This is a genomic window from Pseudomonas sp. EL_65y_Pfl2_R95, assembly GCF_963971045.1.
Taxonomy (GTDB): domain Bacteria; phylum Pseudomonadota; class Gammaproteobacteria; order Pseudomonadales; family Pseudomonadaceae; genus Aquipseudomonas.
This window is the reverse complement of record NZ_CAXAOV010000003.1, coordinates 557,757-581,232: the sequence shown is the minus strand read 5'-3', so window position 1 is coordinate 581,232 and position 23,476 is coordinate 557,757. Positions and strand designations below refer to the sequence as shown.

Below are 23,476 nucleotides of genomic sequence, written 5' to 3'. Positions count from 1 at the left end.
GAATACGACAGAGCTGAGGTGATTTCCACGACCGTACTAGGCTGACATATCAGTGCAGCCTGTGCTCTGAACGCAGCTTGATCCTGACCATTGGGACTCTGATGAGGTGAATGTGTTCAAACTGCATTCTGCAGGCGCTTATAAAGCGCTGGCCTGAAAGCAGTTTGGCAAATTTCAGGCCGCTGGCTCAGTGAAAGTTTCTACTGCGCACATCCAACCCCTCCAGTAAGTCGCTGCGGTCTTGCAGATGCCCGGCGATCACGTGCACTACCCCAGACTGGTCCTCCAGCTTGCCCTTCACCTGCAACAGCTTCGAGTTGATCAATGCAGGTCGGTATTGCTCTGCAAGATCACGCCATACAATCACGTTGATCATGCCGAACTCATCCTCCAGGGTTACGAAGGTCACGCCTGATGCGGTCGAAGGGCGCTGCCTGCCGGTCACTAGGCCGACCACGGTAATATGATTGCAGTCGCCAATCTCCAGTAGCTCTTGTGAACTTTTGGCCCTCATCGAGTGAAGCCTGTCGCGCAGCAAAGCCATGGGATGCGGCCCCAGGGTCATACCCGTATGTGCGTAATCGGCATGCATATTTTCCACCACAGTGGGTTCGGGTATCGCTACAACCTCCTCCGCTACCTCATCTGTAAACAGCGGCAAAGGTTGCTGCACAGCGGCAATCTCCCAGCGCGCTGAGTGACGATGGCCCGCCAGGTTCTTAAGAGCATCAGCATCCGCTAACAGCGCCCTGGCTTTCTGATCAAGGCTGGCGCGTGAGCACAGGTCATGCACATCCCTGAACACTGCCGAGGCTCGTATAGCCTCTATCTTGTGGCCCACCTCTGCAGATAATCCTTTGATCATACGTAGCCCTAATCGAATCGCAGGTAACGTCCGATCCAGGGCTTCCAAGGTGCAGTCCCAATCACTCACCGTGACATCGACGGACCGGATCTCAATGCCATGGCGGCGAGCATCCTGAAGCACCTGATCCGGCGAATAAAACCCCATAGGCCAGCTGTTAATCAGGGCACAGGCGTAGGCCGAGGGTTCATGGCATTTGAGCCAGCAGCTGGCGTAGGTCAACAGGGCAAAGCTCGCGGCATGGGACTCAGGAAAGCCATAGCTGCCGAAGCCTTTGATCTGCTCGAAAATGCGTGTGGCAAATGCTTCGCTGTAGCCGCGTTCAAGCATGCCCTGGCGCATGCGTATTTGGTGCGGTTCGAGACCGCCATGGCGCTTCCACGCCGCCATCGACCGCCTTAGCTCATCCGCTTCACCGGGTGAATAACCTGCCGCGACGATGGCCAAGCGCATGACTTGCTCCTGAAAAAGCGGCACGCCCAAAGTGCGCTCGAAAACATCGCGCAACTCCTCACTGGGATAACTAACCTGTTCTTCACCGTTGCGCCGTCGCAGGTAGGGATGGACCATGTCACCAACAATAGGCCCAGGCCGAACGATAGCCACTTCGATGACCAAGTCGTAAAACGTCTTGGGCTTCAAACGTGGCAGCATGGACATCTGCGCGCGCGACTCGATCTGGAACACACCGATGGTGTCTGCTCGGCTTATCATCGCGTAGGTCTGTGCATCTTCGGCAGGGATAGCTGCAAGCGTCAGGTCACGGCGCTCATAATGGCGCAGCAGATCCAGACAACGGCGTATCGCGCTCAGCATGCCAAGCGCCAGGACATCGACTTTCATTAAACCCAGCGCATCGATGTCGTCTTTGTCCCATTGAATAATGGTTCTGTCCTTCATGGCCGCGTTTTCAACCGGCACCAATGTCGTCAAAGGGTGCTCGGAAATCACGAACCCGCCTGGGTGTTGCGACAGGTGACGGGGAAATCCGACGAGTTGCTCGGCCAGTATCAACACCATTCGCAGTGGCTTGGTTTGAGGATTGAAACCCGCCTCAATAAGGCGCTCGTCGGTGGGAAGTTTGTCACTCCAGCGGCCGCAGCAATTGGCTAATGCGCTGACTTGGTCAGCCGGCCAGCCCAAGGCCTTGGCGACATCCCTTATTGCGCCGGTAAAATGATAAGTGCTGGCTACTGCAGTCAGAGCAGCCCGGTCACGGCCGTAGCGGTTATAGATGTATTGAATCACCTCTTCGCGCCGCTCATGCTCGAAGTCGACGTCAATATCCGGCGGTTCATTTCGCTCTTTGGATATAAAACGCTCGAACAGCATGTTCATTCTGGTCGGGTCGAGTTCGGTAATGCCCAGTGCAAAACACACCGCTGAGTTCGCTGCAGACCCCCGGCCCTGGCAGAGGATATTTTGCTCGCGAGCAAAGCGAACGATGTCATGAACAGTGAGAAAATAGCTTTCGTATTCGAGCGACTCTATCAGGTTCAGCTCAGCTTCGATCTGGGTGTGGGCTTTTTCTGGAAGGCCGTTTGGCCAACGCCAATTCGCGCCCTCATACGTCAGCTCTCGCAACCATGCTGAAGGGGGTTTGCCTTTAGGCGTAACCTCGTGCGGGTACTCGTATTTCAACTGTTCCAACTCAAATGTGCAGCGCGAAGCGATGCTGAGCGTCTCAGCCATAAGCCCTGGAGGATAGAGGGCCGTCAAGGCATCAATCGCTCTCAGGTGCCGCTCTCCGTTTGCAAACAGATGGTAGCCCGCCTCGGCCACCGTGCAGTGCTGACGAATCGCAGTGATTGTGTCCTGAAGCGCGCGACGTCCTCGCGAATGCATATGCACATCGCCCGTGGCAACGAGCGCAAGCTGCAAGCGTGACCCCAGTTCCTTGAGCCGCGCCAGCTTGTGGGCATCATCTGGCCCGTGATGCAGCTCTACACCGATCCAGCACCTGCCAGGAAAAATTGATGAGGCCCATCTGCCCTGCTCATCATTCATATCCTTGTGAGGCAGCCAGATGGCTAACAGGCCGGCAGTCGAACCGCTAAAATCAGTCTGATTAAGTTCATAGGTGCCCTTTTTCGTTCGGCGTCGAGCGGTTGAAATCAACTCACATATCCGCTGATAACCCGCAAGGTTCTCGGCGAGCAATACCAGTTTTATGTCTTCAGCGAGGGTGACTTCAGTTCCAATGATGAGGCGCACGTTGCTGGCCCTTGATGCTTGCCACGCCCGCACTATGCCTGCGAGTGAACACTCGTCAGTAATGGCCAGCGCCGTATAGCCCAGCTGGCTGGCCCTTTCAAACAGCTCTTTGGCGCTGGAGGCTCCCCGTTGAAAACTGAAGTTGGAGAGGCAATGCAGCTCTGCATAGCCTGTCATGCGAACCACCCGTGCACGATCAGGGGCTCCGTGCTGCCGGCTCGCCGGAATGCCCAGGCGCGTTGGCCACTTTCGGTTTCCACTACATAGTAATCGCGGCGTACGTCGCCATCGTCCCACCAGCCAGACTCGATTCGCTCTGGGCCACTGACAATGCGCAGAGACGACTCCTGCAAAGGGTATGGCTCAGTCACAAGCCAACTCGGGCGAGGCCCACAGACCGCCAGTGGCGTCCCGATAGTTTCCTCCGACCACGACCGCTCTGGCCTATGATCTGGACGCTCACCCAGGCCATGCACGGCACTGTCACCCAGCCGAGCACGCAATCGCTCGCGTAATTGCAGCCAGGATTGCGACTGTTGTGGGCGTTGCTCGAAGAGTTGGCGATGTTGCGGAGCGAAAGCGGGCAACTCGCGGGCGACAAGTCGTAGCGCCAATACCGGGGCGGGTAATTGCTGATGTTCAAGGCGACCACGACTTAACTCGAAAAGCATGCCGGCATCCCGCTCAGCACTGAGCAGGCCAACCTGAACCAGGCTGTCACTCAGTACGCGGTGCTCCAAATGCAGCACAAAGCGCTGAACGCCGCTGTCGCGCCCGGACAGGTAAGCCGACAGGTCAGCAGTTAAACGCCGCAGCGGGAATAACAATGCCTGATGGGACTCAACTTCAAAATTGAGCTCAATTCGAAGATCGAACACATCGGGTGGGCTGTAAAAGTCCAAACCCAGTGGGCGCCTGCCAAACAACCTATCGATATGCACTAGCACCTCGGCTGGAAAACGCTTGGCCAGACTGCTGCGTGGAAGGGCCACGAGTTGCTGCACGGTACGCAACCCCATCCGGGCAAAGGCGCTAGCGACTTGTTCGGTCAGGCCCAATCGCTCAACGGGTAAAGGGTTGAGCGCGGCCTGTAGAGTTTGGTCATCGTAGACAACCAGACCGTCACCACAATTAGACAGTATGCGTGCCGCCGCAGGGTTGGGTGCTGCGCTGATGCGATGCTGAAAGCCCAAGGCCGTGAGCTCCTTGCGCAGTCTCGCTTCAAATTGTGGCCAAGGGCCGAACAAGGCAAAACTGGACTGCACTTCAAGCATCAGGCAGCGGGGGTAATGCAGGCTGACTTGCGCGCTGAATCCATAAGCCCACGCCGCCAGAAACTGCTGCCATTTCTCGGCATCTGCCGGGTCATAATCAGCCGTAACAAAAGTTGCGCCCAGGGCTTGTGCCATAGTCAGCGACTGTCCTGATCTGAGGCCAAGTGCGCGGGCTGCAGGATTCACCGCTTGTAGCACACGGCGTTGCGCTGGGCCGCTGAGCAGGACCAATGGCTCCGAGTCAGTACGCTGACGCAACACCCCGTCCATGGCCAACTGTGGCAAGAGAATGCAAGCCCAAAGCATGGCAGTCTTATTGCCAGCCGGCGGCGATTGGGTGTGCAGAGGCAATGCCGCCTCGACACTTCAGTACTCGAAACTGCTTGGGCTGGGCGTCAACTGCCAACCGCACGGCTGCGGGCGATGCGTTAGCAGCGGCGCCCAAGGGGCGATAAGCAAAAGCCAGGGTCTGGCCCGCTTCAGCGGCAACCTGCAAGCGTCGTAATGAGCGGTCGTCGGCATCTCCAAGCCAACAAATTACAGCGCCGCAGCTTCCAGAGCGTAAACACTGCTCGGCAGCCCAGAGGATGTCACGGTTCTGTGATTGAACAATGCTCAGGTAGCGTAGATCGATTTTTGCGGCGAGCCAGGCTTGTGGGTACGGCTGGTGCTGTGGCCCGATCAGTACCACACGCTCTCCAGCACTCGTCAGGCGAGCCAGGGTTGGCCAAAGCAAACGCAGCTCGCCAGTGCCCGTGGCAGCCACCAAAATTTCGCTGAGCGCTGCACTTGGCCAACCACCACCGGGAAGTGCTGCGTCCAATGCGGCGTTTCCGGTTGGCATGCAGTTAGCTGAACGAGAGGTGACAACCTGCCCGCGCCAAACACGCTGGGCATCGAGCAAGCTTTCTAGGGTGACTACGGCTGACATGATCGGAAGTGCCAATAAATACTGTATTTATATACAGTATTTGCTTAAGCGGGGTTATGGTCAAGATCAGTCGACGAAGTGCATTCACCCCAAGCGTAAATGGCAATCCCCGTTCAACGACAGACCCACCATGACCCCGCATCCAGATGGAAATGGTTGCGATGGGCCGCGTTGTAATCGGGGCTGAGCACTACATTGAATGCCTTGCAGGCGCCGTCACGCGCAAGGCGTAAGAAACGCGCATCATCACCCTCACCCGGCCAGTCTTTAAGCACACTGATCCTATGGCCATCAGCCAGACGAAAACCGGCTATATCCAAGGCATTGGCGCTTGCGTGTTGGCTCAGGGCGCCGCTTTTGCGGTTGTATATATTGCGGCAGGCGAAACTGCCGAGGTGATCAATCCGGGTTACTCGCTGCCCATAGACTTCCTGCGCGGCCGGTTGTAATCCATGGCGTTCAAACAGGGCAAAAGCCACTGCAAGGGGACAACTGGCCAGAAAACTACTGCTCAAGCCGATCTCGCCACCCTGAATCCGCAGTACGTTATGCAGCGGGCAGCGAGCACCTGCTGGGCTGTCCTGCTGGGCCACTGCGCGCAAACCTGAACCGCTCAATACCTGCTCACAGAGCTGTGGATCATCTCGTAACTGCATTAGTTTGAAACGGGTCAGCCAGTTGGGTTTGTCGTTCACATTCAACGGTACCCAGGGATTCCAGGCACTCGACAGAGGTATCCAGCCCCGCTCGACACCGAGCAGCACCGCACACACCAATAACGACAATAGCAACAGCACCTTAATAACCCGCACGCCTTCTCCTGCTTGTTCCCATGAATACGGCAGTCTTCGCTTGGGCCGCCCGGGTCGAATCATGAGCGGCATTCCTGCGTATAAGAACCATTGAAACGCTTGCACATCAAGATTTAGGTGTCGGCAATATTATTCAAAATACGACCGGCGATTCAGTCTGAACCTGCGCAGTAAAGCCTTCGCCTTCCACCTTGTCACATATGCGCTGATTAACAGTCATGCGTAACCAGACCAGGTACCACCTGTTTCACATCATTTTTTTTACTTTATTCCCTTGCACTACAGCCCGCGCCAACCGGTGGATGGCGCTAAATGGATAAATTATTTCAATCAGCATAATGAGAATAAATAGCATTAGCATTTGACAATCAATGCTAATGGCCGTAGATTTTTTTGGCACTTCAAACAGGATTCTGAGGGGCCAAACAGTGAACGATGAACACGTCTACGACTTCATAGCGATTGGTCTGGGGCCCTTTAACCTGGGGCTTGCGTGCCTGTCGGCTCCACACAAGGATGTCAAATGCCTGTTCCTGGAACAGAAGTCCGAGTTTAGTTGGCACGCGGGAATGCTGCTTGAAGGGACAACCCTGCAAAACCCGTTTTTGGCTGACATGGTGTCGATGGCGGATCCGTCCAACCCGCTCTCCTATCTCAGCTATTGCAAGCAACACGGTCGGCTTTACACCTACTACATCCGTGAAAACTGGTACCTGACCCGCACTGAATTCGACCGCTACTGCAAATGGGCAGCAAGCAAGCTCGACACCGTTCGTTATCAGCATGAAGTGCAGGAAATATGGCATGACCCTCAGCTAGGCGGTTACCTGGTATCCGGTGTTCACGGGCCTGATAACACCGCGTTTCAAATGCGTGCCCGCAAGTTGGTGATCGGCATCGGTGGCGTGCCATACCTGCCGCCCTGCGTCCCCCAAGCTAACACCCAACAGGTGGTGCACACCTCCAGCTACCTGGGCAACAAAGCCCAGTTGCAGAAATGCAAGAACATCACGGTGATCGGCAGCGGCCAAAGCGGTGCAGAGGTCTATCACGAGTTGCTTAAGGAATCGTCGCAACATGGTTACACCGTCAATTGGGTAACCCGTGCCTCGCGCTTCTTTCAGATGGAAGACGCCAAGCTGACACTCGAACTGATCACTCCGGATTACGGTAACTACTTCTACAGCCTGGATCCTGAGGTCAAGAAAAGCAGTCTGGAAAACCAGCGCAGCATTTATAACGGCATCAATCAGTCCTTGATCAAGGATATCTACCAGACTCTGGACGAGCGCAGGCATCACCACGAGCCGCGCACGCAATTGCTGACGCACCTTGCGCTCAGCCAATGCCAACCGCTAGCGGACAACACTCACTGGGAATTGGTTTTCGATCACGTCCAGCTAGGTCGTCAGTACCGTCATGTCACCGATGGCCTGGTGTTTGCCACGGGCTATCGGCATCAGCTACCCCGTTTCGTTGAAGGTATTCGCGAGCGAATTCGCTGGGACGATCAAGGCCGTTATGCGCCGTCGAATGACTGGGCGGTGGACCATGAAGACAGTGAAATATTTGTTCAGAACGTGGGCTTGCACAGCCACGGATTGACCGGTCCTGACCTGGGATTGGCCTGTTATCGCAACAGCCGTCTGTTGCACAAGCTGACCGGCATCGACTTCTATCCCTGTGAAGAGCGCACTGCTTTTCAGGATTTTGTTCCACGCCCAGGCAGTGGATTTGAAGCACTCGAAAACCGGGGCGCAGTTTAATGACGTTGCGCACCACTATTTTGATCATGTCAGCGTTCGGCGTGATCAGCGATTCGATACTCATCGCCTTTTACCCGCAGTTCTTTGAAGACCGTTATGGCATTACCAGTCCGGTGCACGTGGGGGCGTACATCGCCGCCATATCCATTGCTGTGATGTGCATGCTGCCAGTGTGGGCACGTGTGGCTCGGCACATAGAAACCATGCGCTTGCTGGTGTTCACCCAAGCGGCCGCGGCGATGTTCTGCGTACTCGCCATCTGGGCGCCGAATGTCACCACTTACTGGCTGTTGACCATGCTCATGTTTATGACCAAGGCCAGCTATTTGCTGATGTTCCCCTACCTGATGCGCCTGGAAAAACCAGAGAACCACAGCATCACCATTGGCCTGTTGTCAGTGGTGGTTCACATCGGCGCAATCTTTGGTGCGGCCGTCGGCGGCCTGGCTTTGCAGAAATTTGGCCCGCAATTCAGCGTTGGCTTGATGGCCGCCGGTGACTTCATTCAGATGGGGCTGTGCATCTATTTGATTCGCGCCGGCAAGGTGGTCAACGTACTGACACAGGAAGAAAAGGATCGAAAAGCCCCGCCTTTTCGCCGGGCTCCTGGTTCGCTCGCGCTGCTGCTTAAGCTGAGTCTGCTGATGCTGTTGTTCGACTTCAGTGCCTACCTGGTCAGACCTTTTTTCACTGTGTTCTGGGAATCAACCACAGGGCTCAACAACCAGACCCTTACCGGTGTGATTTTTGCTATTCCCGGCATTATTGCGCTGCTCGCGTTGCTGATCAAACACCGTGTCAAGCACCCTCCCCGCTATCTGGATCACACGCTTGGCAACCTGCTGCTTGGCACCGTTGGCCTGCTGCTCCAGGCCAGCCCATCGATGGTACTGATCATCATCGGCCGTTGTATGTACGGCTGGGCGATGTATCAAGTGATCGTCAAGCTGGAGGTGACGCTGTTCAAAATCAGCACCCCTGAGGCTTACGCCCGCGACTTCAGCATTACCAACTTTTTCCAGAACCTTGGCGTACTGCTGTCGTCATTCGGTGCCGGTTATGTCGTCAGCCTCGTTGGAATCCCCATGACCTTCGTGATCGCCGCGTGCGGCATGTTGCTCACTGCAGTGATCGATCGTTGGTCCTTTGGATTGGACCGCCGTCATGCCGGCGCAGAGCTAGAGAAAGGAGCCCTTTGCAATGCCACTTGAACAGTCGCACGCCAACCAGACGCAGGGGATTCATGCCTGCGCCCTGCCCCCTGTAACCGCCACGAATCGGCCGAAATTAAACCCGCTGCTTAGCTTGCGCCCGCTGCAAGTGCACGGCGATATCGAGGTCATCCATCCCTGGTACCAGATGGATTATGCCCATTACTGGAACATGCAAGACATGACCCTTGAAGCCACACGCGACTTCTACGTCGGTGCGGCTGCAACGGGCACGTTTCAGGCCTACATGGGCTTGCACCGCAACCAGCCGGCCTTTGTCATGGAATGTTATGACCCCGGCTGTGATGAGGTCGGGCGGCACTATGACGTTCAGCCCGGTGATATCGGCATGCATTTCTTTACCGGCCCCTGCTCTCAACCGGTCGCCAATTTCACCCGGGACATTTTGCGCGTGGTCATGGCTTTTCTATTCGATGAACTGGGCGCGCACCGTGTCGTGGTCGAGCCTGACCTGCGCAACGGCAAGGTTCATCGCCTCAATCAAATGGTCGGCTTTGTTAACCATGCCGTCATTGAATTACCCAGCAAGCAGGCACAACTGGCTTTTTGTACCCCAGCAGACTTCGCCAACTCACTGAAAGGATGATTTTACCAATGACTTCAACGCCCTTGTATCAGCCAAGCACTGCCGTCGCTCATTTGAATCCCCAGGTGTGGAGCAAGGTAAACCGTCTGCTGGTGCGAAAAGCCATTGCCGAGTACGCCCACGAACAGGTGTTCACCCCTACCTCATTGGGCGAAACAGCTCGCGAAGGCTGGTCACGTTACGAACTGCCTGCAGACACCGAACACTGCGTCTACCGCTTTGAAGCACGAAAAATGGCGCTGCGTCACTGGCATGTTGATCCTGCGAGCATCGTACGCATGATCGATGGTCAAGCTCAGCAGCCCCTCGACACGCTAGCCTTTATTAATGATTTCAAGCACACCCTGGGCATCCCTGCAGAGAAGTTACCGGTGTATCTGGATGAGATCAGCAGCACTCTGTACGGCGCCGCCTTCAAACACAGTCGCAATTACATGACCAGCGCGCAGCTAGCCGATGCTGAGTATCAGGACTTCGAGACAGGCATGACTGAAGGCCATCCCGGCTTTGTCGCCAACAACGGCCGTCTGGGTTTCAATGCGAGCGACTACAGCGCTTATGCGCCGGAAACCGGCTCGCGTTTCTCAATCATCTGGCTGGCAGTCCACACCGACAATGCACACTTTGCAGCCGTTCCGGGGCTCGATCACGACACACTTTTGCGTCAAGAACTGGGCAATGCCACGGTTGATAGGTACCGCCAACAGCTGGTGAATCTTGGCCTTGTTGCTGATGACTATGTATTTATGCCAGCCCATCCATGGCAGTGGCTCAACAAGCTGAGCATCATGTTCGCCGCCGACATCGCCAATCAGAAAATCGTTGCGCTGGGCAGCAGTGAAGATGAGTACCTTGCACAACAATCGGTTCGTACCTATTTCAACGTATCCAACCCAGACAGGTGCTACGTAAAAACCTCGCTGTCGGTGCTCAATATGGGCTTTATGCGCGGGTTGTCGCCTTACTACATGGCCGGCACCCCCGCGATCAACGCCTTTTTGGATGAACTGATCTCCAGTGATCCGGTGTTGCATGATTATGGTTTCAGCATTCTTCGTGAAATTGCATCGGTCGGTTACCGCAACCGTTACTACGAGGCCGCCCAGGATGCGGACAGCCCCTACAAGAAGATGCTCTCAGCACTGTGGCGTGAAAGCCCGGTCAGCCGGGTAAAGCCAGGCGAGCGGTTGATGACCATGGCCGGTCTGCTCCATGTCGATCCGCAAGGGGCTGCTTTGTTGCCTGAACTGATGCGTCGCTCCGGGTTGCAGCCGGTTGAATGGATGCGTCAATACCTGGCTGCCTTTTTGCAACCACTGATGCACTGCTTCTACGCTCACCATCTGGTGTTTATGCCCCACGGTGAAAACCTGATCCTGGTGCTTAAAGATCACGTGCCGGTGCGCGCGTTGATGAAAGATATCGCCGAAGAGTCTGCCATTCTCGACAAGGACGCCAAGATGCCCAAGGGCCTTGAACGTCTGGCGGTTGATGTCCCTGAGGAATACAAGATTCTCGGGATCTTCATTGATGTATTCGACGGCGTTTTCCGCCACATGAGCCAGATTCTTGAAGAGAACGGCTGCATGAGCGAAGACACCTATTGGCGCACCGTTGCCGAATCAGTCATCGATTATCAGGCGGCGCACCCTGAGTTGCAGCACCGCTTTGATCGCTATGACTTCTTCGCCCCAACCTTTCTCCACTCATGCCTGAACCGCCTTCAGCTCAAGAACAACCTGCAGATGGTTGATCTGGCCAACCCGGCAGGCAGTTTGATTATGGCCGAGCCGCTGGATAACCCGGTCGCACCGTTTGCGCCTGCACGCCTTAAAAAAATGGCGTCTGGTCAGAGCGCAGTTAGCGTCTAGGGCGCTCATCTGGAACAGGCGCCGATGCACTTGACCCTAAAGGGCTGAGTGCATCCTGCCCACGCCTGCACGCCGTATCGACTCTGATAATTCAGCGCAAGGAGCAATAGCATGTTCAGCCCCAGCCGCATGGCTAGCATCGATGTGAGTCCCTTTAATACTTTGGGCGAGAGTCCGCAGCTGCCAATTCACACCTATTGCGACCCGGAAATTTACAAGCAAGAACAGGCGCTGATTTTTCAGAAGAGCGCTCGCTACATCGGCCACGAAAAAATGGTGCCCAATATAGGCGACTGGTACGCCCTGCCCCATGATGACCACTCGCGGATTCTGGTACGCAGCGAAAGCGGTATCGAATTACTGTCCAACGTGTGCCGCCACCGGCAAGCGCTGATGCTCGGCGATTTCAGCCCTGAAGCTCCAGACTCGGCAATCCACCGCGGCAACCTCAAGACCACTGGCGGCAAGATCATGTGCCCGCTCCACGCATGGTCCTATGACACCAGCGGCTTGATCGTTGGCGCACCGAAATTCCCCGACCGCCCTTGCCGCAATCTACCGCGTTATCCGATTGCCAATATTGGCGGCTTTCTGTTCGAAGGCCCGCGCGACCCCGCCGAAGATATAGGCGCGCTGTTCGACCGGCCCGAAATGAACTTCGACGATTACGCCCTGGACCACGTCGAGATGCACCCCTGCAAGTGCAACTGGAAGACCTTTCTCGAAATATACAACGACGATTATCACATCGCCACTTTCCATCCCGGCCTGCGTAAATACGTTCGCAGTGAAGGGCTGAGCTGGGATTACGGCGACTGGTACAGCCTGCAGCGCATCAACGTGAACCCAAATCTGGAGCGTGCCGGCACCGACACTTACAAGGCCTGGCATGAAGGCTTGATGGCCCATTGCGGCGGCGTATCCCCCGAGTTCGGCGCGATCTGGGCGAGTTACTACCCCACGCACATGATCGAAGTCTTCCCCCATGCGCTGGTGTTGTCGACGGTATACCCGAGGGGCGTTCACGACTCGGTCAACGTCATCGAATTCTATTACCCCAACGAACTGCTTGCGACCAACCGCGAGTTGGTCGAGTCCCACCGTGCGGCCTATATGGAAACAGCCATCGAGGACGACGAGATTGCCGAGCGCACCGATGCCGGCCGGCGGGCCTTGTACAAACGAGGCGTCGACGATAGCGGCCCGTACCAGATACCGCTGGAGGAAGGCATGCAGCACTTCCACGGCTGGTATCGCTCGGTAATGGGCCGCGCAATTCACCCAGGTTCCAGCCAAACCCCAGGGTTCAGAGGAGCGCCATAAGCTCCCCACGACCAACACTTAACCCCACTCCACAAACAGAAGTATTACTATGAGAAGAACAACCAGTCGCTCAACCACACGCCAAGTCAGGGCCACATCCAGTTCATGCACCCTTGCGGTCGCGTTGAGCCTTGTGCCCTCTACATTAATCTTCCCCACCCTGGTGTTTGCTGCAGAGGCGGTAAAACCCTCAACTGCCGCCCTGGATCTGGGGGCCGTAGAGGTTGTGGGTGAACAGGCTGCTGTACCGAATATTACCGAGCAAAGTGATTCGTACACGATCGGCTCGACCAGCACCGCCACCCGCTTCGACCTGTCGCCACGGGAAACGCCGCAAACCACAACCACGGTGACCCGCCAGCAACTCGAAGACTTCAAACTCAACAGCGCCAATGATGCGCTGCAAGCCGGCGGGGTCAATGTTCAGCGCGTCGAAACCGATCGGACTTACTATTCGGTACGCGGTTTTGATGTGAACAACTTCCAGCTTGATGGCATTGGTCTGCCCTTCAGCTCAGAAGAACAAATGGGCGACATCGACACCTTCCTCTACGACCATATAGAAGTGCTCAAGGGTGCCAACGGCCTCACCTCCAACCCAGGTAACCCCGCTGCCACCATCAACTTTGTGCGCAAGCGGCCTACCCGTGATTTCCAAGCTCAGGGGTCGTTTGGCTATGGTTCCTGGCAAAACCGTCGGGGCGAGTTCGATGTATCGGGCCCACTTAACGAATCGGGAACCGTGCGCGGTCGTGCCATCGCCGTCGGTCAAGAAGGTAATTCGTACCTGGACCGCTATTCGACTAGCAAAAACGTGTTCGCTGGCGTGCTGGAAGCCGATGTGACTGACAGCAGCATCGCCACCGTCGGCTATTCCGAGCAGCGCAACCGTCCTGACGGAATCATGTGGAGCGCGCTGACGTTGTACAACACCGACGGTTCCAAAGTGGACTACAGCCGCTCGCACAATACGGCGCCGGACTGGAGCTACTGGGACACCAATGACAAGCAAACCTTCGCCGACTTGACCACCGACTGGGGCGGCGGCTGGCAGTCAAAGGCCACGGTTAACTACCGCGAGACGACCTCCGATGCCGAAATGCTAATGGCCGGTGGCGTGCCCGATGCGCAGACCGGTCTTGGCTTGACGACCTATGCCTCAAAGTTTGACCGCAGCGAGCGGCAGATACTCGGGGATGCTTACCTGAAAGGCCCGTTTGACCTGTTTGGTCGCACCCATGAAGTGGTGATCGGCGCCAATTGGTCCAAGGATTCAACCCACTGGACCTCTAGCGATGACGCAGCCGGCATTCCGTTGCCCCCTGTCTGGGAGTACGACGGTGACTTTCCCAAGCCTGCATTTGCCAATGTCACCAGCTTTGCCGACTACACCACCTACCGTCGCGGTGCATACGCTGCCACTCACCTCAACGTGACCGACAAGCTCAAGCTGATCACCGGCGCCAACTTCACCAAACTCGAAAGCAGTGGCGTGCGCGTGGGTGAAGCAAATGATTACAGCAAGTCGAAAGTGACGCCCTACTACGGCGCCGTTTATGACTTCACCCCGAACTACTCCGGCTATGTGAGTTACACCGAGATTTTCAATCCACAAAATCAGATCGATGCATCGTCTGCTGTATTGGACCCAATTGAAGGTAATAGCGTCGAGGGTGGCATCAAGGGCGAGTGGTTCAACAAGCGTCTGAATGCAAGTGCATCGCTGTTTCGCACCAAGCAGGACAACACGGCCGAGTACGGTGGTTTCGATACCAGCAAAGGGGTGTCTTTCTACAATTCAGTCGATACGATTTCCGAAGGATATGAGCTGACCCTGTCCGGCGAATTGCTGCCCGGCTGGGAAGTTAACTCCGGCCTGACGCATATCTTTTCGCTGAAGGACGATGACGGCAACGCAACCCGCACCTACACCCCGAAAAACTTTGTTTACCTGAGCACCGTGTACAAGGTACCTCAGGTCAAAGGCTTGAAAGTGGGCGGCAGCATGAACTGGCAAAGCGATATCTTCCGCGAACAGGGCACCTCGACTACAGGCGAGACTATTGTCAGCCGTCAGGGGTCCTATGCAGTGGTCAACGCCTTGACCAGCTACGACATCGACAACAATTGGAATGTGGCGCTCAACGTCAACAACCTGTTTGACCGCAAGTACCTGACCAGCCTGTACTGGGCACAGTCTTACTATGCCCCGTCACGCAACGCCATGGTGACCGTAAGCATGAAGTACTGATAACTGACTGATGCCACTCAAAACCGTGGGACAGCCTAATCGCTGCCCACGGTTTTTAGTTTTTAGCCAAAGCCGTGAGTTAGTTGGCTGGCAGCGTCAGCAATGCATCAGTGAATGCGGCGGCCAGATTTTCGACGCAGAAAATCCCACCATGGGTCCAAGTGGAGCGCATTTGCGCAACATGGCCTTTGCGCACAAAAGGCATGCCTTGCCAAAGCTGGGTCTCGAATAGTCTGTGTTGTTGCGCAAATGGCAGATACAGCACCACTCCCTCATCAATAGCTCCCAACTCGGTGATGGGCACCTGAACACTACCCCAACGGCTGGTGGGAACCTGATACGCAGGCGCCAAGCCAAGCAGTTGCATGGCATGTTCTGGCATCGAATTGGGGCCCATTATCTTGACCACTGCCATGGATGAAAACAGAACCATCGACACCTTGGGCAGCACCGCGCCGAAACGTTGGTGCAGCCGTCGACGCATGTCCGCCAAATGCCGGTCCATGGCCTCGAGTTGTTTATTCGCCAAGCCCGTTTGGCCAAGGCGCTTTGCCAGATCAAGAAAATTTTGCCGCTGTAAGATCTGGTTGTCTTGAGTTTGGGTAAAGTCTCCATAGGACACTACCGGCGCTATGCGCTCCAGCAGGGGACGAATGTCCTCTAGCAAAGGGGTGATCAGAATAAGGTCCGGCTTTAATTGCGCCAACAGCTCCAGATTGGGTTCGGTGCGGGTTCCGGCGTTAGGCACTGAATCAGGCAGTCTGGGATGCACCACCCAGGTCCGATAATCCCTGGCATCGGCCACCGCCACCGGGGTGATATTCAGTTTGAGCAAATGCTCGACCATCTCCCAACTCAATGCGACCACCCGTGGCGAGTCACTCGCCCTGCTTGGCATGGATACCAGCAGCAGGGCCAAACACAAAGTGCGCAACAAAACGCCAGTAAGCTTCATGGCAGACGCTGCCTCACCAGTAGCGCAACGAAGACCACCCCACACACCACTGATGCGACGATGCCCAATGGTAATTGCAGCGGGAAAATCAATACGCGGCCGACCCAATCGGCAGCCAGCATCAATAGCGCCCCCAGCAGCGCCGATAACAACAGCTGTGGCGTGATTCGACGCGCGCCGAGCATGGCGGCGATGTGCGGCGCGAGTAAGCCTACAAATGCCACCGGGCCGACCAAACTGGTGACCAATGCGCAGAGTAACGCCGCCAGAATAAGCAAAGACATGCGCGCAACAGGCACATTAAGGCCCCGGCTCAACCCGACCTTGTCGCCAATTGAAATCAAGGTCAGCGCCCGGCAAAAGACTAAGCTCACGCAGACTAAAATCAGCACGCCCACACTCAGCACCACTGCCTGAACACCCGAAACACGGTAAGTAGAGCCGGCCAACCAGCCCAGCAGTGCAAGGGAATCAGCGGAGCCTTTTGACAGGCCTAACTGCAGTGCCGTCGTGAGCAGCGCGCTCAACGCGATACCAACCAGTACCAACACCGCCGGCGAATAGTGATGGCGTCGGCCCATCAGTAACAACATTGCCAATACCGCGAGACTGCCAACAAATCCTGCCAGGGGTGCCTTGAGCCAAAAATAAGAGCTGCCAAAGACCATCAGCGTGGCCATCACTGCCAGTGCCGCCCCGGCACTGATCCCCAGAATATCCGGGCTGGCCAGCGGGTTGCGCAGCAGTCTTTGCAGCAGCACACCGGCCACGGCCAACCCGCTTCCGGCCGTGACAGCCGTCAATGTGCGCGGCCAGCGTAACGACCAGATCAATGACGAAGGCCACTCGAAGTTCCAACCGCTCAGGCTGCGATTGATGCCCACGCTCAGTACCACCAGGGTGCAGAATATTAGCGGCAACAGCCAGCAGGTGAGGCGCGAGATTCGCGGCGAACCGTCAGGTAACACCAAGGCTTGTTGATCCTTGCTCGCCAATTGGCGCCGGGTCAGCCAGAGCAATGCCGGTGCGCCAATCAGGGCCGCCGTGGCACCGCTGGGTATCAGATCAAATAGCCATTGATTGAGCAGCAGCGCCAACGCATCACTGAGCAGCAGCAACAGCATCCCCAGCAGCGTGCTGTAGATCAGCTCATCCAACGAGGTTCGTGCGCCGCAGAGCCTGGCTACATTCGGTGCGATCAGGCCGATGAAGCCGATCAAACCCACGGCCGTAATCGATACTGAGGTCAGCCAGATTGACGCAGTAAACAACGCCAGCATCATCGGCCACAGGCTCAACCCTCGCGCCTGAGCGCCCTGACTGCCCAATTGCATCAGAGTCAGCACGCGCGGCGCGAAGGCAATAACCAACAGTCCAACAATTAGCCGTGGCCAAAGCCACTGCACCCATACCCAGTCAATTTGCCCGAGATCGCCTGCCCCCCAAACAAACAGGCCGCGGGTTTGCTGAAAGTCGATCAGCAAGATACCGGCGGCCAAGGCGCCCAGCAGTATGTTCAGCGCCATGCCTGCGAGAATCACCGGCACCCCGGCAATACCGTTGCGTCCAGCAATCACGAGCACCAATCCAACCGCCAGCAGCGCCCCACCCAACGCCGCCCATTCACCATGCTCAGCTGCGAAGGCCGGGCTCAGCGATGTCGCGCAAATTAGGCCCAGCCAAGCACCCGAAGAAGTCCCCAAAGTCATTGGCGACACCAACCGATTCTGCGTCAGTTGCTGCAATACGCTGCCGGACAGGCCCATCGCAGCGCCCACCAGCAAAGCCATCGCCAAACGCGGGAGAACCGAAAGTTGAAATTGAATCGATGCAAAATCAGCACTTGAGTGCTCCAGCAGCAATTGTCCTTGCTGTTGAAACGTGAGCGGCGTGGTCAGGCTTGGATACAGCCCGATTGTCGCCAGCAACACCATCAGGGTCAGCAGATAGCGCAGCGCAGTGGTGCTCATTGGACGACCCAAGCTTAGGGTTGCGGCGCTCATCTGCATTTCAACGTACGACAGCGATGGGATGTGCCTTGCCCGGCTGGTCAAGCAGGTCGATATCGATATCGTAAAGCTCACTGAGCAGTGCGCTGGACAACAGCTGCGCAGGGGTACCGTCGAAAAACACCCGGCCTTGCTTCAACGCAATGATGCGGTCAGCGTAGCGTGTTGTGAGATTTACATCGTGCAGAATGGCGACGATCCCAAGGTTGGTATCGCGCTTCAACGCCCCCAGCAACGCCATCAGTTCGTACTGGTGCGCAAGGTCCAGCGCAGAAGTGGGCTCGTCCAGTAATACCAGAGGCGACTGCTGAGCCAACAGCATGGCTATCCAAGCCCGTTGGCGCTCGCCCCCGGATAAACTGTCGACGAGGTGATCGGCGTAATCGGCACTATCTGTTTGTTCAAGCGCGCGCGCCACAATCCTGTGATCTTCAGCTTGCAGACGCCCCAACAGGCCGCGCCAGGGGAATCGCCCAAGCCGAACCAGTTCACGCACAGTGAGCCCGGCAACGGTCGGCAGGTTTTGCGGTAAAAAGGCAACACGCTGTGCGAACTCACGTTGCCGATAACCCTTTAAAGGTCTGCCCAGCAACTCGATATGCCCACTGTCGGCGGTGATCTGACGGGCAATGAGATTGAGCAAGGTGGATTTACCGGAGCCGTTGTGCCCCAAAATCACGGTGAACTGGTCCGCTGCAATTTGAAGCTGCTCAAGCGCTAGAATCACACGGTTCTCGCGGCAGACCTCAATGCCTTGCAAACTCAACATTCAAGGCTGAACGCTTCACGCAGCCGGCTGAGACGCTCCTCCTTTTTCAGTTTGGGGCAGGTGTTGCAGTATTCGCCTTCGGTTCGGCGAAAATACTGGCAGCACACCTTGCGCTCCAGGGCCAGTCGCTCCTGACCGTCATCAAGCATGACAGGGATCAAAGCGCTGCCAGCAGATAATTGCAGCGCTTCCATCCACTGGCCTTCCAACTCACAAAGCTGGGTGTTTGCCAGCGACTGATGACGCTGAGCCATCAACAATGCCGCTCGCACGCAGTCAGCGGCCAACAGTCGCCCCTGCTTAGGATGGATGGCCGAGACGCTGTTGAACTCATTGAGTTGTTGCTCGATGAGCTGCAGCAGCTCATCGCTGGCAAAGCGGATGAGATCCTGTGCCGCACCTTTACGAGGACAGTGCTCGGGCAGGCAAAACCCGCCGACTACACCTTGGCTGACCGACTGGCCCATCCTCGCCAGACACGGCGCACTGCGCGCAAGTTGCACCGCCAGAATACTGAGATAAATAGGCTGCCAGATCAGCAATGACCAACTGTGGGAGTTCCAGTAATGATGACCGGCTTCAGGCTGTGCCTGCTCCCAGTATGCACACAATGCAGCTATACGCAGGGCGTTCTCGGCACTGCCACAACTGAGTTGGTCCTGTTTTGCGTGGCCAATGCGGCCCTGCAAATTCGGCAACGCTTGTGTGGCGGTATCAATAAGTGAAGCAAGGTCATTGTTGGCATAGCGCATTTGATCGAACCCGGTAACCCACGAATACAAGAGTTTTCTTTCAAAGTGGGTTCAGATTTAATCAATCAAATGAGAATAGTTCAAGTTAGCATTTGCATCTTATTCTTACTGAGTTGCAGGGTTAAGCCGTCTCCACCCCACATTTACCGCACTCATCGCGGCTTGACTGCGACCTTTCGCCACCGGGTTAAGCTTCATTGAACCTTCAGCTGTACCAGCTCCTCAGATAATCAATACCTGTTGGAGTTGCCTATGGACTACGTGGACTTTCTGCAATGGCCGGCTATGGTCATGACGATTCTGGCCGCTTGGCTTATCGGTTCACTGAGCCCAAGAAGAAGGCTGATCGGGTTTTGCTGCTTTATCGTCAGCAACCTGCTTTGGGGCGTTTGGGGCTGGCACACACAGGCTTGGGCCTTGATTGTGTTGCAGGTGTGCCTGTTTCTGATGAACATACGAGGCTTCACAAAAAACCAGACTGAGAGCTGAGAACCGCTTGGATTCTGTCAAGTTCCTACTGCGTCTGCGGTTGTTTCATTGACACTGCTTCACAGGTGCGCGGTACGCCTCTATCTCACTGCTGATCCCGCCAGGCTCTTGGCGAAAATCCAGACCATTGCTTAAAGTGACGGCTGAAAACTGAAACCTCTGCATACCCAAGATTGAGAGCCAGATCGGTAATGCTGGTTTTATCCCTGCGCAGATTCTGCTTGGCAATTTCGTAGCGGGTTTCCTGGAGCAGTTGGCTGAAGTTGCTGCTTTCCAATTGCAGGCGTTTTTGTAAAACCCGCGGTTGCAGCCCCAATGATTGACTGACGGTGCCAATGCTGCACTCGCCGGTATGCAGCAAGCTGCCGATCAAATGGCACACCTGTGCCTTGAGACTGTCCGGGTACTGTGTTTTGAGCAGTTGGATGTGATGCGCCAGGTGTTCACGCATCAGTTCTTCATCGGCCAGCGGTGAACGTTTCAGGTAGGCATAAGGAAAACTCACCCCGTCGAAAGCACTGTCAAAACGGACTTGGCCGTAAATGCCAGACCCAGTCCATTCACTGCCTATTGATGCGCTCTGCTGTAGATGCAGGCGAATCTGCGGGCTCCCTGCCCCGGTCAGGATTCTTAATGCGTTAAACAATTGGGCTGAACTGAGCTGGCTCAACTGCAGCAAGCCGCTCTGATTGGTGAAATCGAAGTTCAGGCGAACTTCTGCCCGCTCTGCCCGTTTAACTTGCTCCAGATGCAGCCCACTGGCATGCAGATACAGGTATTGCTGAGCAAAACTCAACGCATCTCCAACGGTTGCCTGACGGCTACCCGACAGCGCCACTTCGCCGATGGCCAACAGGTTTTGTCGCGAGGCCAAGCGCAGACCAAACAGCGGTTCTTCACAGCAGTGTGCTGTTGTGTCGAGCAAGTCTGCGGTTTTTTCATATGACAAGTAGCTGTTGGGCTCGCGCAACTGGCCAACCACTATTCCCGCGTCACGCAGCAGGCTCACAGGGTTGTGCCCAAGTTGGCTAACCAGCGAAGTAAAGCCTTCGATTGCACCACTGCGTAGTAAAAACATGTCTCAAGCACCGTGGTTTAGGTTCGTAATAAATCAACTTTTCCCGCCATGCTGTCAAGCCCTAAAAAAGCTGGCAAGGCTTTGCTTTCGGCTATGCGCAAGCTGCTTTGAGCAGTTGATTGCAGTGGTCAGGGTAACCCTAGGCAGTTGATGGGATTCGCAATATATCAACTATCATTCGTAATAAATCAAGTTGGTATCGGCGCGAAAAGATAACTTTATGGCCAATAACAAGCGACTTGTCTCCGCGCAACAACGCGAAGTCGGGTGGTCTCATTCCACATTTGCAGGTCACATCATGTCTAACTGGAAATACCGTCGGCCTAATGTCACTTACCTGTCCGGCGGCAGCAGTGGCATTGGGCTGGGCTTCGCTCACGCCTTGATTGAGGCTGGCAGCAGCATCGCAATCTTTGATTTGCAGATTGCCGACGACGTGCTCGTGCGACTGCAACAAGCCTGCACGGCCAATGGACAATCCGTGGCGTTCTACCCAGTCGATGTGACCGACCCCATAGCGTTAGACGCAGTGATGGCTGAAGCTCATGCACGGCAAGGGCCCGCCGACTTAGCATTCAATTGCGCCGGACTGATGCGCAATGCAGTGTTTACCGAGTTGTCATTCGAAACCTTTCAATTGGTGATCAATGTCAACCTGATTGGCAGCCGGAACTTTGCCGCCAGCGCACTCAAACACCTCTCGCCCCAGGGGCATCTGGTGTTCATGGCCTCTCTCGCAGGGATTGTTGGCAGCTACACCCAATCAGCCTATGCCGCATCGAAATTTGGTGTCGTGGGACTTGCTGAAGTCTTGCGTGCCGAGCAAAAGCTACAAGGCATCGACGTTTCTGTGGTTTGTCCGGGAGAGATCCAGACGCCACTGCTCGACTACGAACGGCTGCACGGCAGCCCCGTCACTCGTTCGCTCAATGCTGTGGCGGGCGTGCTTACCGTGGATCAGGCCGTCGCAGGGATATTGCACGGCATTCAGCGTCGCCAATTCATGATCACCCCAGGTTTCAAGGCCAAGCTGATCCGTGCCATGGGGCGCAAATGTACATCACTGCAACGCTGGATCGTCGACCGCAATCTGGCCAAGGGCATGGGTGCAACCGTCGCGCCTGACTCACTGCCTTGACCAAGCGCCATTTAATAACGCCAATCCGAACACGGTTGTCTCCACTATCTACAGGATGCTTCGCCATGAGTGCATTTGAACAAATTCATCATTTCGACGGTTCCCGTGCTGCCTCTGGTCAGCAGGCGCGCGTAGAAGCGACTCGCATCGCTGCCGGTCAGTTTCGTGAGCACATGCTGAACGGCCCGAAAGTGCGTTACTTTGAGTCCTTTAACTTGGTCAAGGTCCCCTACCCTGTACGTTACGGGCTGCGCAACGCCTTCTCCTGGGAGCGTTTTGTCGAGTACATGCATATCCAGAACCGCTTGTTTGTGGTGCAGTTCGACACCCCTGAAGGAATCAAGACCCTGCTGGCGTCACCCTCGGATCACGAGCGTAATGGCGAGACGCCGTTTTTCCGTCGCCTGCAGGACCGCACCGCCAACTGGCTCACCAATCTGATTATCGATCGCCAGGCCACTGTTCCTGAAGTGCTGGCCAAACTCGGCCTGCGCCCTGAAGACATCGATTACATTACCTACGACCACCTGCACACCCAGGACATCCGCCGCTGGATGGGCACAGACAAGGAGCCCGGGCTGCTCCCTAATGCCAAGTTGTTGGTGCACTGGCGTGAGTGGGAGTCGACCAAGGACCTCAATCCTTATCAGGCTGACTGGTATTGCCCTGACGGCATTGCCGGGGTGCCGGAAGATAAAGTGATTTGTTTCGACGGTTCGATCATGCTCGGTGACGGCGTCGCCTTGATGCACACCCCTGGCCACACTGAAGGCAACCATTCGATCGTCGTTCATACCGACGAAGGTTTGTGGGTGACCAGCGAAAACGGGGTCAGCGCCGATGCATACGCGCCGTTGCTGTCCAGCGCCAGCGGCGTGGCTGATTACGCCAAAATGATCGGCACTGAAGTGATCATCAATGGCAATACCCTGGAAAACGCTGTTGACCAGTACATTTCCATGGTTCAAGAAGCCACAGTGGCCGGTCCGTCGGCCCGTGACCCACGCTTCCCTAACGTTTTTCCGTCATCTGAAATGACTCCGTTCTGGATGTTTCCGGGTACCCGGCCAACCTTCTATGTCGGCCATGCACAGCACGGCGCATTGCACCGCCCTTAACGCTTCCGGAAAGGCGATTGCATCACATCTATTTTTTTGCGCA

18 protein-coding genes are annotated in these 23,476 nt (G+C 55.9%); 9 read left to right on the top strand and 9 right to left on the bottom strand.

Annotated features, from left to right (window positions below; translation table 11 throughout):
- Positions 1-187: 187 nt before the first annotated feature.
- The 4 genes from AACY09_RS13400 to AACY09_RS13385 all read right to left on the bottom strand — a co-directional run bounded on the left by AACY09_RS13400 (position 188) and on the right by AACY09_RS13385 (position 6,096).
- Entirely contained in the window at positions 188-3,256 is a 3,069-nt protein-coding gene (locus AACY09_RS13400) for an error-prone DNA polymerase (RefSeq protein WP_339488669.1), read from the bottom strand.
- Positions 3,253-4,659, bottom strand: coding sequence for a Y-family DNA polymerase (locus tag AACY09_RS13395; protein ID WP_339488667.1), 1,407 nt, complete (start codon positions 4,657-4,659; stop codon positions 3,253-3,255). Before AACY09_RS13395 ends, AACY09_RS13400 begins: the two co-directional genes overlap by 4 nt.
- 7 nt (positions 4,660-4,666) lie before the next feature.
- Positions 4,667-5,284, bottom strand: coding sequence for a translesion DNA synthesis-associated protein ImuA (gene imuA / locus AACY09_RS13390; RefSeq protein WP_339488665.1), 618 nt, complete (start codon positions 5,282-5,284; stop codon positions 4,667-4,669).
- A 113-nt stretch (positions 5,285-5,397) separates the two neighbouring features.
- Complete coding sequence (locus AACY09_RS13385; protein ID WP_339488663.1) at positions 5,398-6,096, bottom strand: extensin-like domain-containing protein; 699 nt, start codon at positions 6,094-6,096, stop codon at positions 5,398-5,400.
- Between the two features lie 428 nt (positions 6,097-6,524).
- On the opposite strand from AACY09_RS13385, the gene AACY09_RS13380 reads away from it, so the two are divergent.
- The 6 genes from AACY09_RS13380 (at position 6,525) to AACY09_RS13355 (ending at position 15,125) form a co-directional block, all read left to right on the top strand.
- Positions 6,525-7,862: a lysine N(6)-hydroxylase/L-ornithine N(5)-oxygenase family protein gene (locus AACY09_RS13380; RefSeq protein WP_339488659.1), complete on the top strand. Its 1,338-nt coding sequence runs from the start codon at positions 6,525-6,527 to the stop codon at positions 7,860-7,862.
- Positions 7,862-9,073 (top strand): MFS transporter, encoded by a 1,212-nt coding sequence (locus AACY09_RS13375; RefSeq protein WP_339488656.1) that lies wholly within the window; start codon positions 7,862-7,864, stop codon positions 9,071-9,073. Before AACY09_RS13380 ends, AACY09_RS13375 begins: the two co-directional genes overlap by 1 nt.
- On the top strand, positions 9,063-9,680 hold the full coding sequence (locus AACY09_RS13370) for a GNAT family N-acetyltransferase (RefSeq protein ID WP_339488653.1): 618 nt from the start codon (positions 9,063-9,065) through the stop codon (positions 9,678-9,680). Before AACY09_RS13375 ends, AACY09_RS13370 begins: the two co-directional genes overlap by 11 nt.
- An 8-nt stretch (positions 9,681-9,688) precedes the next feature.
- Entirely contained in the window at positions 9,689-11,551 is a 1,863-nt protein-coding gene (locus AACY09_RS13365; RefSeq protein WP_339488651.1) for an IucA/IucC family protein, read from the top strand.
- A gap of 111 nt (positions 11,552-11,662) precedes the next feature.
- Positions 11,663-12,874 (top strand): aromatic ring-hydroxylating oxygenase subunit alpha, encoded by a 1,212-nt coding sequence (locus tag AACY09_RS13360; protein WP_339488650.1) that lies wholly within the window; start codon positions 11,663-11,665, stop codon positions 12,872-12,874.
- Between the two features lie 49 nt (positions 12,875-12,923).
- Complete coding sequence (locus tag AACY09_RS13355; RefSeq protein ID WP_339488649.1) at positions 12,924-15,125, top strand: TonB-dependent siderophore receptor; 2,202 nt, start codon at positions 12,924-12,926, stop codon at positions 15,123-15,125.
- A 79-nt stretch (positions 15,126-15,204) separates the two neighbouring features.
- On the opposite strand, the gene AACY09_RS13350 is transcribed toward AACY09_RS13355, so the two are convergent.
- From AACY09_RS13350 to AACY09_RS13335, 4 genes are read right to left on the bottom strand one after another with little or no spacing between them, the layout of a single operon-like run.
- A complete protein-coding gene (locus AACY09_RS13350; RefSeq protein WP_339488647.1) occupies positions 15,205-16,080 on the bottom strand; it encodes an iron-siderophore ABC transporter substrate-binding protein in 876 nt (291 codons plus the stop codon).
- Positions 16,077-18,083 (bottom strand): Fe(3+)-hydroxamate ABC transporter permease FhuB, encoded by a 2,007-nt coding sequence (gene fhuB / locus AACY09_RS13345; protein WP_339488645.1) that lies wholly within the window; start codon positions 18,081-18,083, stop codon positions 16,077-16,079. The genes AACY09_RS13350 and fhuB overlap by 4 nt, the downstream gene beginning before the upstream one ends.
- 7 nt (positions 18,084-18,090) lie before the next feature.
- Positions 18,091-18,858, bottom strand: coding sequence for an ABC transporter ATP-binding protein (locus tag AACY09_RS13340; protein ID WP_339488643.1), 768 nt, complete (start codon positions 18,856-18,858; stop codon positions 18,091-18,093).
- Entirely contained in the window at positions 18,852-19,610 is a 759-nt protein-coding gene (locus tag AACY09_RS13335) for a siderophore ferric iron reductase (RefSeq protein ID WP_339488641.1), read from the bottom strand. Before AACY09_RS13335 ends, AACY09_RS13340 begins: the two co-directional genes overlap by 7 nt.
- A gap of 252 nt (positions 19,611-19,862) precedes the next feature.
- Between AACY09_RS13335 and AACY09_RS13330 the strand changes: the two genes are divergently transcribed.
- Entirely contained in the window at positions 19,863-20,099 is a 237-nt protein-coding gene (locus AACY09_RS13330) for a hypothetical protein (RefSeq protein WP_339488640.1), read from the top strand.
- Between the two features lie 85 nt (positions 20,100-20,184).
- Here the strand turns inward: AACY09_RS13330 and AACY09_RS13325 are convergent, their stop codons facing one another.
- A complete protein-coding gene (locus tag AACY09_RS13325) occupies positions 20,185-21,177 on the bottom strand; it encodes an AraC family transcriptional regulator (RefSeq protein ID WP_339488638.1) in 993 nt (330 codons plus the stop codon).
- A gap of 298 nt (positions 21,178-21,475) precedes the next feature.
- Here AACY09_RS13325 and AACY09_RS13320 point away from each other — a divergent pair, with 298 nt between their 5' ends.
- A complete protein-coding gene (locus AACY09_RS13320) occupies positions 21,476-22,315 on the top strand; it encodes an SDR family NAD(P)-dependent oxidoreductase (protein WP_339488635.1) in 840 nt (279 codons plus the stop codon).
- A 65-nt stretch (positions 22,316-22,380) separates the two neighbouring features.
- On the top strand, positions 22,381-23,433 hold the full coding sequence (locus AACY09_RS13315; protein ID WP_339488633.1) for a hypothetical protein: 1,053 nt from the start codon (positions 22,381-22,383) through the stop codon (positions 23,431-23,433).
- The last annotated feature ends 43 nt before the right edge of the window (positions 23,434-23,476 follow it).

Bases quoted from the DNA above. Each gene is read 5' to 3' on its own strand.
- AACY09_RS13400 (WP_339488669.1), bottom strand. From the start codon at position 3,256: ATGACAGGCTATGCAGAGCTGCATTGCCTCTCCAACTTCAGTTTTCAA.
- AACY09_RS13395 (WP_339488667.1), bottom strand. From the start codon at position 4,659: ATGCTTTGGGCTTGCATTCTCTTGCCACAGTTGGCCATGGACGGGGTG.
- imuA (WP_339488665.1), bottom strand. From the start codon at position 5,284: ATGTCAGCCGTAGTCACCCTAGAAAGCTTGCTCGATGCCCAGCGTGTT.
- AACY09_RS13375 (WP_339488656.1), top strand. From the start codon at position 7,862: ATGACGTTGCGCACCACTATTTTGATCATGTCAGCGTTCGGCGTGATC.
- AACY09_RS13370 (WP_339488653.1), top strand. From the start codon at position 9,063: ATGCCACTTGAACAGTCGCACGCCAACCAGACGCAGGGGATTCATGCC.
- AACY09_RS13365 (WP_339488651.1), top strand. From the start codon at position 9,689: ATGACTTCAACGCCCTTGTATCAGCCAAGCACTGCCGTCGCTCATTTG.
- AACY09_RS13360 (WP_339488650.1), top strand. From the start codon at position 11,663: ATGTTCAGCCCCAGCCGCATGGCTAGCATCGATGTGAGTCCCTTTAAT.
- AACY09_RS13355 (WP_339488649.1), top strand. From the start codon at position 12,924: ATGAGAAGAACAACCAGTCGCTCAACCACACGCCAAGTCAGGGCCACA.
- AACY09_RS13350 (WP_339488647.1), bottom strand. From the start codon at position 16,080: ATGAAGCTTACTGGCGTTTTGTTGCGCACTTTGTGTTTGGCCCTGCTG.
- fhuB (WP_339488645.1), bottom strand. From the start codon at position 18,083: ATGAGCGCCGCAACCCTAAGCTTGGGTCGTCCAATGAGCACCACTGCG.
- AACY09_RS13340 (WP_339488643.1), bottom strand. From the start codon at position 18,858: ATGTTGAGTTTGCAAGGCATTGAGGTCTGCCGCGAGAACCGTGTGATT.
- AACY09_RS13335 (WP_339488641.1), bottom strand. From the start codon at position 19,610: ATGCGCTATGCCAACAATGACCTTGCTTCACTTATTGATACCGCCACA.
- AACY09_RS13330 (WP_339488640.1), top strand. From the start codon at position 19,863: ATGGACTACGTGGACTTTCTGCAATGGCCGGCTATGGTCATGACGATT.
- AACY09_RS13325 (WP_339488638.1), bottom strand. From the start codon at position 21,177: ATGTTTTTACTACGCAGTGGTGCAATCGAAGGCTTTACTTCGCTGGTT.
- AACY09_RS13320 (WP_339488635.1), top strand. From the start codon at position 21,476: ATGTCTAACTGGAAATACCGTCGGCCTAATGTCACTTACCTGTCCGGC.
- AACY09_RS13315 (WP_339488633.1), top strand. From the start codon at position 22,381: ATGAGTGCATTTGAACAAATTCATCATTTCGACGGTTCCCGTGCTGCC.